The organism is Candidatus Bathyarchaeia archaeon (genome assembly GCA_035935655.1).
In the GTDB taxonomy this organism is placed as follows: domain Archaea; phylum Thermoproteota; class Bathyarchaeia; order 40CM-2-53-6; family 40CM-2-53-6; genus 40CM-2-53-6.
Map to the genome: position 1 here is coordinate 119,655 of DASYWW010000011.1, position 12,737 is coordinate 132,391.

13 protein-coding genes and 1 tRNA gene are annotated in these 12,737 nt (G+C 52.5%); 3 read left to right on the forward strand and 11 right to left on the reverse strand.

Annotation, left to right across the window (positions count from 1 at the left end; genetic code table 11):
• Positions 1–251 precede the first annotated feature (251 nt).
• From VGS11_00905 to VGS11_00930, 6 genes are read right to left on the reverse strand one after another with little or no spacing between them, the layout of a single operon-like run.
• The gene (locus VGS11_00905; protein ID HEV2118657.1) at positions 252–662 is read right to left on the reverse strand and encodes a 30S ribosomal protein S19; all 411 of its coding nucleotides are present in this window, start codon (positions 660–662) and stop codon (positions 252–254) included.
• A 60-nt stretch (positions 663–722) separates the two neighbouring features.
• Complete coding sequence (locus tag VGS11_00910; GenBank protein ID HEV2118658.1) at positions 723–1,448, reverse strand: 50S ribosomal protein L2; 726 nt, start codon at positions 1,446–1,448, stop codon at positions 723–725.
• A gap of 12 nt (positions 1,449–1,460) precedes the next feature.
• Complete coding sequence (locus VGS11_00915) at positions 1,461–1,730, reverse strand: 50S ribosomal protein L23 (GenBank protein ID HEV2118659.1); 270 nt, start codon at positions 1,728–1,730, stop codon at positions 1,461–1,463.
• Positions 1,731–2,501 carry a 50S ribosomal protein L4 gene (gene rpl4p, locus VGS11_00920; GenBank protein ID HEV2118660.1) on the reverse strand — a complete coding sequence of 257 codons (771 nt, stop codon included), beginning with the start codon at positions 2,499–2,501 and terminating at the stop codon, positions 1,731–1,733. It abuts the gene before it with no gap.
• A gap of 4 nt (positions 2,502–2,505) precedes the next feature.
• On the reverse strand, positions 2,506–3,510 hold the full coding sequence (locus VGS11_00925) for a 50S ribosomal protein L3 (protein HEV2118661.1): 1,005 nt from the start codon (positions 3,508–3,510) through the stop codon (positions 2,506–2,508).
• A complete protein-coding gene (locus VGS11_00930; protein ID HEV2118662.1) occupies positions 3,511–4,365 on the reverse strand; it encodes an RNA methyltransferase in 855 nt (284 codons plus the stop codon). It lies immediately after the preceding gene.
• A gap of 90 nt (positions 4,366–4,455) precedes the next feature.
• Between VGS11_00930 and VGS11_00935 the strand changes: the two genes are divergently transcribed.
• Positions 4,456–5,502 (forward strand): bifunctional phosphoglucose/phosphomannose isomerase, encoded by a 1,047-nt coding sequence (locus VGS11_00935; protein ID HEV2118663.1) that lies wholly within the window; start codon positions 4,456–4,458, stop codon positions 5,500–5,502.
• Between the two features lie 63 nt (positions 5,503–5,565).
• On the opposite strand, the gene VGS11_00940 is transcribed toward VGS11_00935, so the two are convergent.
• Entirely contained in the window at positions 5,566–8,553 is a 2,988-nt protein-coding gene (locus VGS11_00940; GenBank protein ID HEV2118664.1) for an intein-containing RctB family protein, read from the reverse strand.
• A 122-nt stretch (positions 8,554–8,675) separates the two neighbouring features.
• Positions 8,676–9,116, reverse strand: coding sequence for an archease (locus VGS11_00945; GenBank protein ID HEV2118665.1), 441 nt, complete (start codon positions 9,114–9,116; stop codon positions 8,676–8,678).
• Positions 9,117–9,208: 92 nt separating this feature from the next.
• On the opposite strand from VGS11_00945, the gene VGS11_00950 reads away from it, so the two are divergent.
• A tRNA-Ser gene (locus tag VGS11_00950) sits at positions 9,209–9,377 on the forward strand.
• An 87-nt stretch (positions 9,378–9,464) separates the two neighbouring features.
• Positions 9,465–10,730, forward strand: a complete 1,266-nt coding sequence (locus VGS11_00955; GenBank protein HEV2118666.1) for a site-specific integrase — start codon at positions 9,465–9,467, stop codon at positions 10,728–10,730.
• Positions 10,731–10,732: 2 nt separating this feature from the next.
• On the opposite strand, the gene VGS11_00960 is transcribed toward VGS11_00955, so the two are convergent.
• The 3 genes from VGS11_00960 to VGS11_00970 form a co-directional block, all read right to left on the reverse strand.
• On the reverse strand, positions 10,733–10,936 hold the full coding sequence (locus VGS11_00960) for a hypothetical protein (protein HEV2118667.1): 204 nt from the start codon (positions 10,934–10,936) through the stop codon (positions 10,733–10,735).
• A gap of 4 nt (positions 10,937–10,940) precedes the next feature.
• Positions 10,941–11,681 carry a hypothetical protein gene (locus VGS11_00965; protein HEV2118668.1) on the reverse strand — a complete coding sequence of 247 codons (741 nt, stop codon included), beginning with the start codon at positions 11,679–11,681 and terminating at the stop codon, positions 10,941–10,943.
• A gap of 629 nt (positions 11,682–12,310) precedes the next feature.
• On the reverse strand, positions 12,311–12,737 hold a 427-nt coding region (locus VGS11_00970; protein HEV2118669.1), incomplete at its 5' end, for a hypothetical protein.

The window sequence follows — 12,737 nt, forward strand, 5'->3', positions numbered from 1 at the left end:
GCGTCGCGGGGCTGAAATCACAAAGGGGGTAATTTTTCCCAGGATCAAGTTTTCAACCTGAAACAGATTTGTGCTTTTTTTTCTGATACATCCGTGTCACCGGCTCGTCTGGCCTTTTTCGATCCCCGTGCATTCCCCTAGGGATAGGCGTGGAAAGTCCCGTTCCAGAAATCCGTGCTTGGAATCGGGATTGGGGCTGATTTTGGGCGAATTTGCGTCTCGCGGTGCGCGGTGTGGCGGATTCGAGGCGGTTACTTCAGTGGTACGTACATGCTCGAGCGGGATGCGCCTATGCCGGGGGTTCCGTGGACGACTTTCTGGTTGGTGATTGCGAACTCTCCGAGGAAGTGTCCGATCATCTCGGGTTTGATCTCGATAGCCACAAACTCCTTTCCAGAGTGCAGATGCAGCGTCAACCCAAGCATCTCAGGTATGATGATCATGTCCCTAGCATGAGTCTTGACAGATTGAGCCTTTCCGCCACCATTACCGTTTTCTCTTCTCGATTGCCGGATATGCTCTAGAAGGGTCCGCTGGTCGTTGGTCAGACCCTTGAGTAGCGACCTTCGCTGGCGAGAGGGAAGAAGTTTGATGAACTCGTCCATCGACATCTGCTTGACCTCTTCCAAGTTGTGCCCGCGATATGTGAACTGTCTAGGCATCGAATATCCCCCATTTTGCCGGTCGTATTCTCGTAATTAACGTTGGTCCGGTCAAAATCTCTACCGCGCGCTTCTTCTCTTCGCTCTTCCAGTTTGGCGGGCGGCGATGTTTCCGACCTTCCGACCTGGTGAGGTCCAGCGTCCGACTGTCGTAGGTTTACCTGCATGTTTGTGTCGTCCTCCGCCATGAGGATGAGACGCCGCAATCATAGCCTGTCCCTTGACTACCGGCCATTTTCGTCCCCTGGCCCTCTGCAAGAACCATCTTGGACCCGCCTTCATGAATGGTTTCTCAGTTCTGCCTGCACCGGCCACGACACCTATCATAGCTCTGCAATTATCATTCACATGAATCGTCTTGCCAGAGGGCATACGCAACTCCGTGCCAATTGGAGTATGCGAGACCACTGTCGCAAAGGAGCCGGACGAACGAGCCATTGTTCCACCATCACCGTGACGGAGTTCAATATTGCAGATCATAGTCCCCTCCGGCATTTTCCCAAGAGTCTTGATGTTACCGATCTCAGCAGGGACTTCCGCTCCGAAGAGAAGCCTCTGCCCAACAGCGATTCCTTCCGGTGCTGGGACATAGATTTCTCCCGCTCCCTCCACCTGCAGCAGTGCCAGGGGTGCTCCACGAGCCATCTCGTGAACGAGGTCCTTGACGTAGCCCGAAGAATGGCCGTTTACGCTGTTGTAACCAACAGAGTGAATTCTTCGATGTGTTGGCGCTTTGAATATGAAGTACCCGCGGCCTCGTCTCTGAACGAGAATATTCTTACCCATTCAATCCCACTCCTACAATATTCCCAGTTTCACAGCGAGTTCTGACGCCTTCGATTCTGGGTTCAGCCTAACATATGCCTTCTTCTTGCCCTCAGGAGTCACGAGGGTGTGCACTTGGTCCACTTTGACTTCGTAGAGCTCCTCGATCGCCTTCCAAATATCTCGCTTTGATGCTTTAACGTGAACAATGAAGACGATCTTGTTCTCTGTCTCTATCAGCTTGACTGTGTCCTCAGACATCATAGGATATGTGATAACTAGTTCGGTGGAGACTCGGCCCATCTATCGCAGCCAGCTCCTGTCTGAGAGGGTTTTGATAGCAGACTCCGTCCAGACCGCCAGTCGTCCTGGATGTGTTCCTGGAGCCAGGGCTTCAACGCTCAAGTCTTTGACACGAACAACTTCTACGCCCTCAAAGTTTTCGAACGCTTTCTGAGCGCCCTGGTACTCGCTGACTACAAGGAGGGGTCCTACGGAATGCGTTCGGTTCTTTCCCCGTATCTTCTTGCTCTTCTTTACCCGGTCGATATCGTCCCATACTCCGATCGCCGTTAGAAAAGTTTTGGCCGCAGACGATTTCCCGAACTTTTCCACCTCATCAGTGACGACTAGTGGTAGCTCGATCTCTTCGTCGAACTTGTGCCCTCTCTTTCGGACGAGAGCTTGCGATCCAGTAGCGGCTATTGCCGAGTCAAGTGCGACGCGTCGTTCTTTCCTGTTCATTGATTTGGCCGTTCGTTTCCAGGCGACGGGTGGAAAGGCCATTCGCCCTCCCATAGTTCCTGGGGCAAAGGCGGCTGTGCCGGAGAGTGGGCCGTGTCCGCCTACTCGTGGAACCCTTGAGATTCCTCTGCCAACTCCGAAAGATTCTGCGGTGGTCCTCTTTCCCGCCATATGATTCCGCCCTTGAGGTTGGAAGCGATGGGATTGTTGAGCAACCACAGCCTTCGCTATGATGTCTCTTCTAAGAACAGAGGTGAACACTGGCGGGAGTGAGAGCTCGCTCACGGCTTTCCCATCTGTTCCGAAAATCTTGACGTTGCGTTGGCTCAAGGCTCTATGCTCCCTGCTTTGATGCCAGGCTGATCATTTCCATCTTGGGGGGTTCGCCTGAGATTCGTCCTCTTGCCGGCGTTCTGAGGGCGACTAGCCTGTTTGCCGGTCCGGGTATCGTTCCTCTCAATAAAGTGAATTCGGTCTTGATTGGTCCGTAGTGCAGGAATCCTCCTTTTGGTGTAACGTCTGTTCCGTTGTCTCCAATCTTTAGAATCTGTTTGTTATACTCTGTTCGTTGAGCGAATCCCATTTGGCCTGCTCTGGGTACCGAGTACATGACGTAGTGAGGGTGCCAGGGGCCGATGGAGCCGACTCCTCGAACAGTCTTTCTCGATTTGTGTTTGAGCTTCTTAATTCCCCAGCGCTTTACAGGGCCTTGAATGCCCTTTCCCTTGGTGATCCCAATAACATCCACGTCCATTCCCTCTTTGAAGACATCAGCAACCTTCACCTCCTTGCCGAGCAGTTTTTTCGCGAACTCCAGCTGATCCTTCACGGTTCCTCCATCGATCTTCACCTCCATAAGGTCGGGCTTTTTCTTTCCGATCTTGGCTAGGCGTGGTTGGCTCGCGGCGATTGCACGCACTTCCACAACTCTATCTTTTGTGGACTCGAGCTTCTCCCAACCTTTGTTGTCGTCGAATTTCTCAGGAACCTTGATTTTGCGTCCGAGATCCTTTGAGGGTTCTGGAGCCCAGACCTCGCCCGAGGTCCTGAGGTTTCCGTTGAATCTCTCATAGAATCTTAGTCCCGTTACCAACAATGGAGGGGTTTCTACCACGGTTACTGGTAAAGTGACTTCTTTTCCGTAGTTTAGTGATCCCTGTCGGTTGTCGACCATGGTAACGTGGCTTGTCCCTGCTTTGAAGCCTGCGAAGGCCAGGAGTTTCGGTGCTCCCTCGTACTCCGGCCAGAAACGGATTCGAGGGGCCCAGTGGGAAGATCTCCCCCGAGGTAAATAGGCGAGCGATCCTCTTCTCGGCGCGCTATACTTCCTATGACCCATCTATTTCTCCTCCAAGACGCTAAGGACGGCAAGGGAGCTCCACAATGCTTCTTCGGTCCTGACTGTCTCAACCCCTTGGTCCGGAATAGTGTTCAGATTGAAGTCCATTGAGTCGGAGACGTTCATGCCTGACCGGGCGAGAATTTCTGGGACGCCTTCGCTTGGCGAACCAAATACAATCAAGGGGCACAGGGCTGACTTCCACATCTTCCTCAGATCAGACGCTATCTCCAGTACATTCACGCCCTTCCGGGAAGTCGAGATTGTCAAGTCGAATTTCCTGCTCCGTATTATTTCTGATAGTGAAACGTTCCCACGAGCCACCCTGAACCCCCAATATATGGTTAACCCGCTGGGCTCCACGATTTCACCCTCAAGATCCGGCGAGTTCTTCGTCAACCGAACGGTGATTCTGTTTGAAGTCGGCAGGTTTGACTTGATGCGAACCAAGTTGCGGAAACCGGCCTCGATCATAGAAGACGGCCCGGATTGCACAACTACGCCTTCTCGCAGCAGCCCAGGGCTTGGGTTCTGCTTGTCAGGGTGGTTAGGTGTACGTAGGGGTGGCAGGGTACCGGCGTACTGTAGGTCAGGGTCCATCTTGAATAGCAGTCTCCGCAGGTACTGCGGGGTCTCAATGTACTTGAGCATCTTCTCGATTAGGGCTGCTTCGCGATCTACCTCGGCTCCCGCTCTGTCGCGGTAGATGATCGCCTGTTCCACCCGAAACGTCGCGAGTGCCCGCGAGGCAAACCCTAGGCGGGCTGTCTTTTCCCTCAGATGAGGTATGTCCAAGGTCAAGCTAGCCGGTAAGGCAACCGAGAGGGTTTGGGCTCGCCGTGCGGGTTGAGTCATGATTATCCACAGGTGGCGAGAAAGATAAATTGGTCGGATCTTTTCGACAGGACTGCGAACGTTTAGAAATCTAGCACCTAATCATCGAGCATGCCAACAGTTCTCGACAGTGAGAAAGAGATCTCTCGCCTCGATCCGAAGGAAATGCTTGGTGCAGTCGAGAGATTCCCAGAATTCATCAGCACCCAATTACAAGTTTGGCCTCTAATTCGAAAAATCACCCGACACCCAGTCTTTCGTAACATTGTATTGATGGGTATGGGTGGGTCCGCGTCTGCAGGAGACCTGGTTCTTGACTGGCTCGAAGACAAGATCTCTGTTCCGGCGATCGTCCTCCGGGACCCGGCGCTTCCAAGATTCGTCGGATCCGACACCCTCTTTGTTGCTCTCAGTTATTCAGGAGAGACGCGCGAGACTCTAGCTGCTTTCCGAGAGGCGAGAAAACGTGGCTCCACTCTGATGACCATCGGAACAGGCGGCAAATTGCAAGAATTGTCCGAAGAACTGGGTGTCCCATTTCTTGGAGTTCGACCGGCTCCGGCTCCTCGAGCTGCGCTGGGCCAAATGGTCGTGGCATCGGCCCTTGCGCTAAACAGCTGTGGAATAATTCAAGACCCCAAGTCTGAGATCGAGTTGGCGGCTCGAGAACTCGGTCGGCTTAGAAATCGGATCCAGAGACAAGTTCCTCTTACCAAGAACCCTGCCAAGCGTCTTGCTGCATCATTGGAAGGTCGCCTTCCGGCAATCTACGCGTTTCGAAGAATGGGTAGCGTTGCGAGACGATTCAAGAATCAGCTTGCCGAGAATAGCAAAATGGTTGCGAAATGTGCTCTTTTGCCTGAAGCAGGCCATAACGAAGTAGAGGCATGGTTCAATCAACGATTCCCATTAGCACCCGTATTCATACGCGACCACTCGGAATCTGACTTTGAACGCGCCGTGTTTGAGTCCTTCAGGTCCGCGATAACTAGGGCTGCTAGAGTCACGCCCGCCCAATTGCGATTGAAGGCGGGCACGCGCTTAGCTGGGTTGCTATTGCCAGTTCTCTATTCAGACTTTGTCTCAGTGTATCTTGCTTTGCTGAGAGGACTCGATCCTGCCGATACTCCTTGGATTCGAGTTTATAGAAAGGAATAGACGGATGAGCTTCAACGCTAATCCGCAAGTGTCGGGTCCAGTGTTGCGAGGCACACCAGTAGGCTAGCCCTTCGCTACTCCTATTGGGGTCATTCGTACAACCTTCTGCCCTATTCCCAGCTGATGACTCACTTCGACCACTCTATCGACATCCTTGTATGCGCCGGGCGCTTCTTCGGCCAGCACCTCCATGCTGGCAGCACGAATAACTATCCCCTGACTCTCCAAACTCTTCTTGAGATCTCCCCCCAACCATTTCCGTTTTGCACCGGAGCGGCTCATGAATCGGCCTGCCCCGTGAGCTGTCGTTCCGAAGCTAAGTTCCATCGCTCTTGGAGTTCCGATTAGAACCCAACTGCTAGTGCCCATGCTTCCTGGGATGAGGACGGGTTGGCCTACGTCTCTGTATTCCGCTGGGATATCGTGGTGGCCAGGAGGAAATGACCGGGTTGCCCCTTTTCTGTGAACAGTCACCTTCTTTGTTTCTCCGTCGATCATGTGGGATTCGACTTTTGCTACGTTGTGGGCGACATCGTAGACGATCTTCATGTCAAGAGAATCCGCTGGCCGTTGGAATACCTTCGAGAAAGCTTCTCTCGCCCAATGGGTTATCATTTGTCGGTTGACAAATGCGAAGTTGCAGGCGGCCGACATGGCGGGAATGTAATCCTCAGCTTCGGGACTCTTGCTTGGGCAAGCCGCCAGCTCCCGGTCAGGGAGCTTGATGTTGTACTTGTTGATCGCTCTCTCCATAACGCGAAGGTAGTCGCTGCACGTTTGGTGACCGTATCCCCTACTTCCAGTGTGAATCAGAACAAGAATCTGGCCTTCCTTATGAATGCCGAGACGTTCGGCGACACGCTTGTCGAAGATCTTGTCGGCTCTCTCAATCTCAATGAAATGGTTTCCACTGCCTAAACTGCCCAGCTGAGGAGCACCGCGTGACTTTGCGCTGTTCGAGACTTTCGACGGGTCGGCAGCCTCCATGCATCCCTCTTCCTCGATCGTCTTTGGATCTTCCGGCCAAGCATAGCCATGGTCCACGGCCCAATCGAGCCCATCGGTAACGGCGCGATCTAGTTCTGTAACACTGAGCTTGACTTGGCCTCGGCTGCCCAGTCCGGATGGTATGAAATTGAAAATCGTGTCCACGAGTTTCGGGAGAACTGGGCGTACCTCTTCCTCGGTCAGGTTCGTCCTGATCAATCTGACTCCGCAATTCGATACGATGAATCCGTTGGCGACGAAATTGTGAGCTTCGGATAATGTCGTGAAGTCAAACACTTCTTCTTTGAAGTCTGGTACATCCTCTATGGCTAATACCTCATCCCACACTGCTCCAGACATACCAAGTCCCTTAGTCGCTGAAACGAGGAATTCGTCGAAAGTCATGAAGTTCTGGGCGATTCTAGGGGCGGTTCTTCTTCCTTCATAAATGGAACGCTCGATGAACCGTCTGTTAACGAATTCTGATTCGAGCTTTTTGTAGATCTCTCCTGCACTTGCCCCCGCTGTCGTGAGTGCAATAGCTGTCTTGGCAGTCTCGATCCTCTCACCCAGTATTCTTTGTTTGAGCTTGAGGTATTGCACAGCTGCGTTTCCGAGAAAAGCCTTGAACGTATTGTATTCATAACCTACAGTGGACCAGAATCTGATGAGATTCGTTGGTTCCGATGATACTAAGAGACGGATTCGCGAGGATACCTCTCCAACCCCGGCAAATGCATCTTCTTCAATGGAACCTATAGTTGCCTTTACATCGAAGGAGCTTAGCAATTCCTGAACCTGACTGATGAGTCGAACCCCGGATTCTGAGAATCGTGCCTTCTTGTTGAGGCCGAGTGCAGGTGCGTAGAAGTTGTACTCGTGTGCAGTAGGGGTCTTGGGTTTAGACAAGTCGGCGCCAAAGAAGGTTGCAAGAAAGAGTCTCTTCTGCCATCTTTCAAGTTTGAAGAGCCAATCAGGGAGCCTGAAGTCCTGACTTGCCTTGTTTCCGAGAGGTATGCCCATGGCCGCAAGAAGAGCGACGAAACTTCTTGCTGTCGCCTTAAACCAAGATTCAGTCGTTTCAAAACTGTATTCTTGGTACTTTGTCTCGATTCGCGATTTCCTAGCTCGATGGTAGATTCGAGACGGCTTGTAACCTATCGTCTCGAGGTCCCTGCGTATTAGCCGAAGATCTTCTTCCTTCCCATAGAATGCAGCCAGGTGCGTTCTTGGTGTATAGATGAGTGTTCCGTCTCCGAGCAGAAATCCCATGATCTTGAGCAGAAACGGGAGCTTCGAGTTTTGGGACGTTAAAGGGAGAAGATTCCTTTGCTGCAACTCGCGGATGGCGAGAGCTTTGTTCATGCGGATTCGGAGTCTATTGATTCCGTCTCGGCCGACGATCACGAACTCAGAGGGCTCTTCGTATGGGACACCGACAAAGGGATAGACGGCAACTTTGCTTGACTTAAGTTTCCCGAGGGGTATCATACCCGTGGGAGTTAAGAACGGGTGGTCTTCGGTGGCTATTGCTTCATGACCGAGGAGTGTCCGGATCTTCAATATTCTATTATGGGGCCTTTGATGGAGGAATCTGACTAGGCCAGTCGAGGATGTTTCGAGGTTCTTCCCTATGCATTTTACTTCGCTGTGTCTCCAGTTCTTGTCGAAGTCTGAGATTTGTCGTGTATAACCTAAGTCATGCAGGACTCGGGAGTTTCCGGAGAGGCAATTTATGTCATATCCGACTCCTCCGGGGCTGATTAAGCCTTCGTCGTAGTCGGTTGCTGCTACGCCGCCTATCGGAAACCCGTATCCTTCATGGCCGTCCGGCATGGTGATTGCGTATTTGCAAATCCCATCTAGGTGCGCGACGTTTACGCACTGTTGGATTGTTCGATCCGTTCTCATCTTGGAGAGCAGGTCTTCGTCGGCATAGATTCGCGCCGGGACTTTCATCCCGGGCTGGAAGTCTCTTGGAACCTCCCAAATGTTTGGCTCAACCTGTGTCAACGGAATTTGTGCGCTTGAACGGTTGACGAGTCCGGACCCTTGGTGGCTCATTGTTTCTCTTCGCTCGCGTTGCTTCCTGAGCAGCTACCTATAAGCATGGCTGGCTCAGGAAAGAAGAAGAAATAGGGTGGCGCGACCTAAGGCAATGCCCTGCGGACACCTGCCAGGCTAAGCTATAGATCGAGTAGAAATCTGACTGTCACTTTTCCCGCTTGTTTTTCTATTTCCATCAAATGATAAGTAATTCCTTTGACCTCAACTTTTCCGTTATGTTTGGCGCGATCATAGGGTTCTCCAGAGGCATTGCCTCTGAGTCTGATTTCGGCTTGAGTTGGGGTAATCGAACTCACAACAAAGCTCCTTAAGGCGAGCCGCTTGACCTCAAACAGAAGCAAGAGCTCCTCAAGATAGTTGTAAAGGAGTTCCTTCTCGTCATGTCCGTTGGTCTGGATTTCTACCTTGGTCTTTGGCTGCACGCGCTTTACGTGAAGCATGGTGTCGAACAAGGCCAGGCCCGCTTGAGAGAAGGCCTCTTCGAGGGTTGTTCCCCAGGCCTCTATGAGCGCGTCCGTTACGTGTTCGAGAAGCCGGTATCCTCCAGACTCTCCCAACAACTTTTCGACTCTGTCATTTCGTCGTTCCTCTCAGAACTGCTTAATAGGTGACTTCCTTCTGCGTTTTCTCTGACCTGAAGGCGGGTTGACGCGCCGGGATAATGCGAGTATCCAGTTGGGTTCTTGCATCCCGTTGGCCGAGTGGATTAACCTGCTGATGTGGGTCTAAAGGCGCAGATCTTCCAGAGATGTGAGAGCGTAGGCCTTGAGAGCCTGTGGCCCGTTAGGGCCGCGTGGGTTCGAATCCCACTCCCGGCGCCATATTCCCCGTTCGCGTGCCGAGGAGTCTCGTATTCTGGTAACAATAGACCCGTAGCTTGAGCCACCCACGTTTTTCGTAGAGGAACGATGTCGAAGGCAATCCGAACTGTGAAGGGTTGGGCGGAGCTACCAACCAACGTCAAGAGTCAAAGACAGAGAAAGGACGTGCTCCGAAATTGGGTCTTGGGCAACGGCTTGTTATCAGACATGCCTGACACTCACCTCTTTTCTCAAGAGGAGACGGCCCGTGTGTGGGCATCCGTGTATGACGCGGCAGAGAGGGGCATATCGGCACTTCGCACGGAAGACATCGACATGGCTGAGAGCATTAACGCGATGATAGACTCGATGCGGAAGCGTAAGCTCTCCGAGACTACGATTTTTGGTCATCGGTTCAAAGTCGTGAACCTATTCCGCTACGTCAAGATTGGGGTCGATAGCGACGACCTGAATACGGCCGTCAAGAAAGTATCTGCGGCTCGAGTCACTGACGACAGACAGCCTTCTCCTGACCAACTCAAACAATGCCTGATAGTGGGCACTCCGAAAGAGAAAGTAGCGGTGTCGTTCAGTGTCAGCACAGGGGCACGTATCGGAGAAAGTTGTCGGGTCAAGTTGTCCGACATCTTCTGGAAAGAGAACCCGGTCAGGGTAGAGTTTCCGGCTCGCATCACTAAGACGGCTCAGAAGCGATACAGCTTCTTGTCGAGCGAATGCGTACAGCTCGTCAAGACCTACTTAGTTGACAGGGAAAACCGGGGCATCAAGAGTGCTTGGCTGTTCGATGGGGAAATAGACGGGCACTTGTCGTCTTCGATGATGGGTGTTCTGATTCGAAACTGTTTCATCAAAGCTGGTATGATTACAGAGAAGCCGAAATCTGAAAGACCCGGAGCACAGACGGGAGCACACGACCCGTATCACCCACACGTTCTACGAGCAACCAACTTGGGTCTTACCAAAGCTACGGGATACCCTGACTCATACGCGGAATATCTGGTCGGAAAGTCTACCGGCTCTAAGGAGAACTATATCGGGCCGGAGAAAACCGCATCTCTCTGGTTAGAAAAAGTCGAGACAGTGATGAACTTCTTGGGCACGAAGACTCAAGCTGAGGTCACCCTCGAAATCACAGAGCTTAGGAAGAAAGTAAGCGAGTTAGAAAAGGGCATCGAGATAGACAAGCAAATCGTTGAGACACAAATCGTGGGGCCGCCGAAGTCGAAGTTCGAGACTCGGAAGATAGAGAGCACTGACGAGTTAGCTTTGGAGCGAGCACTTAGTGAGGGGTTCGAGCCAGTTCCGGGAACGACGGTAAACGGTCACATTTTCCTGAGACGGAAAACCGCGTAAGCTCAGTCGAGCCCTACTTCGTGCAAAGCTTTCTTGTATCGCATCACAAATTCGCACGCGAGAGCTACGTGCACCTCTGAGGGCGGATAGCGGGGAACTCCGTGTTTTATGAGGTAGCGGATTACTCGCTCGGTCGCTTTCTTCTCGCATCGCTGGCAGACACCGTGAACCCTGTGGCCGCATGGCTTCACAAGAACGGTGACCAACCAGCTACACTCCAAGTTTAAACTGAGTGCCGTCTTCGTGTCTGGCCGTAGCTTGATACATCAAGACTTGGCCAACGCTTGACCAGTAACCTATCGTTCCTTTCATGTGAGAGACAATAACGCCAGGAGCTATCGCCAGCTTCCAACCCGCATCAAGACATCGAAGTCTCCACCCGGGCGTGTTGTCATACGGTATCTGCCGGAGCATTTCTGACCTGAAAACTGTAAACTGGTCGAGTGATGGGCCGGGCACTCTCTGGAAGTAGGCTTTGTCAAGAAGAACTCGGGGCAGGGAAGCGTTGGGGTTGCTCCAGTCGGCATCGCTTGGTAAGTAGCGATGTTTCTCGTCTGTTAGCGTCAAGCTTCGGTAAAGTTTTTCGTAATCCTCAACGTTCAAACCAGGGCAACGAAAGCCGTCACCGCTCAGAACGGCCGATACAAGCCCAATCTTTGGGTCGCTGTTGAACAAGCCCTCTACCGTTCCCCACCAGAAAGGCGGAACTACCATGTCAGCGTCAGCGAGAAGCACGAAGTCGTTCTCCAAAGCTGACTGTGGAAGAAACAGCTCTCTCGCTTGGAAGAGGTTGCTGTATCCGGGGCCGATTACTCTGAAAGTGTGCTCCTTGGGAAAGTCTGAGAGAAACAGGCTCTGCAGAAAACGAGCGAAGTATTCGACCTCTTGTTTGACTGACCGAGCTGGGTCTTCGTTGAGAAGACCGAGACACATGAACACTCCGACTTTCAATCTCCTCACCACGACTTCGGGTTGACGACAGCTACACGCTGTGGGTAGCGGGGCAGATACTTGGTTGGTCGTTTCTCAGCCGAGCATGGCTCACAAAGCCCATCGATACTTCTCGGAGACTCGGAAACGTAGAAGCGAAGACCGCACTCGGGGCATCTGACCAACTGTTCCGGTTTCGGGTTCAGTCTTGGGTCGATAGGTCTCCTGTCGGGCTTATCAAAACTGCCATCCCACACTGGCCGCACTGGCCCTTTGAGCCTGCTATAGTCAGGCTTCGTTTTGTTGTGTGTATTCCGGCTTGTCAAACTTGTCTCACCAAAAATGGGTCAGGCGAGCCGCCCTCTCCCCAGAGTTCGACCCGCCCAGCCCAAGTGATAGTGCGCAGAAATATCCCAATCCGTGACGCGGCGAGAAGACATTAACCCCGGTCACCCGAGTCGTGTCAGAAACTACGACCGCTCGGTTTCAGTGCCCTCTACGGCACACCAGCCACGCTTGGGCCGGGCGTATCTACCCGCTATGCGCTAAGATGTGGGTAGAAGTGTCGGAGAGGTCTTGAGGTGATACCCACATGCTGAATATTCCACTCCGATACGAGCACATACACGGCACCTGATTGCGCAATCGGGTCATCTCTGTTTGCGCCTGGCCCTTCTTGCTCGGTTGGCTTCCCGGCTCTGCTCGTATTTCATTAAGTGACCGCGATTACCACAAGCTACAGGCTTCTTGTCGAGCCTGTCATTACACTCCGAGCACTTCGGCGGTTGCCAAGTTGACGCGACTTTCTTCTCGATGCCATCACGTAGCTCTTCTCGGCTGAGTGTCGGTATCTCAGGAGTAGATATTTCGACTTGGCTTTTGTGAATCCACACAGGCTCGGGTTCGCTTGGTTGAAGGACGATTGGGAACGAGCTACCTGTCAGTGGTGGAGCTATTCGATTCGTGACCTCGTTCGTTGGTCTTGGTGAGTGACCTGAAGCATACCAACTGTCGTTGAGATTCTGACCCTCAAAGCAGTTTGTCTTTGTCTGACCACAGCCGCACCCACAGCTCGTG

Excerpts from the sequence above, each read along its gene's own strand:
- VGS11_00910 (HEV2118658.1), bottom strand. The coding sequence starts at position 1,448 with ATGGGTAAGAATATTCTCGTTCAGAGACGAGGCCGCGGGTACTTCATA.
- VGS11_00935 (HEV2118663.1), top strand. The coding sequence starts at position 4,456 with ATGCCAACAGTTCTCGACAGTGAGAAAGAGATCTCTCGCCTCGATCCG.
- VGS11_00925 (HEV2118661.1), bottom strand. The coding sequence starts at position 3,510 with ATGGGTCATAGGAAGTATAGCGCGCCGAGAAGAGGATCGCTCGCCTAT.
- VGS11_00930 (HEV2118662.1), bottom strand. The coding sequence starts at position 4,365 with ATGACTCAACCCGCACGGCGAGCCCAAACCCTCTCGGTTGCCTTACCG.
- VGS11_00940 (HEV2118664.1), bottom strand. The coding sequence starts at position 8,553 with ATGAGCCACCAAGGGTCCGGACTCGTCAACCGTTCAAGCGCACAAATT.
- VGS11_00955 (HEV2118666.1), top strand. The coding sequence starts at position 9,465 with ATGTCGAAGGCAATCCGAACTGTGAAGGGTTGGGCGGAGCTACCAACC.
- VGS11_00915 (HEV2118659.1), bottom strand. The coding sequence starts at position 1,730 with ATGGGCCGAGTCTCCACCGAACTAGTTATCACATATCCTATGATGTCT.
- VGS11_00905 (HEV2118657.1), bottom strand. The coding sequence starts at position 662 with ATGCCTAGACAGTTCACATATCGCGGGCACAACTTGGAAGAGGTCAAG.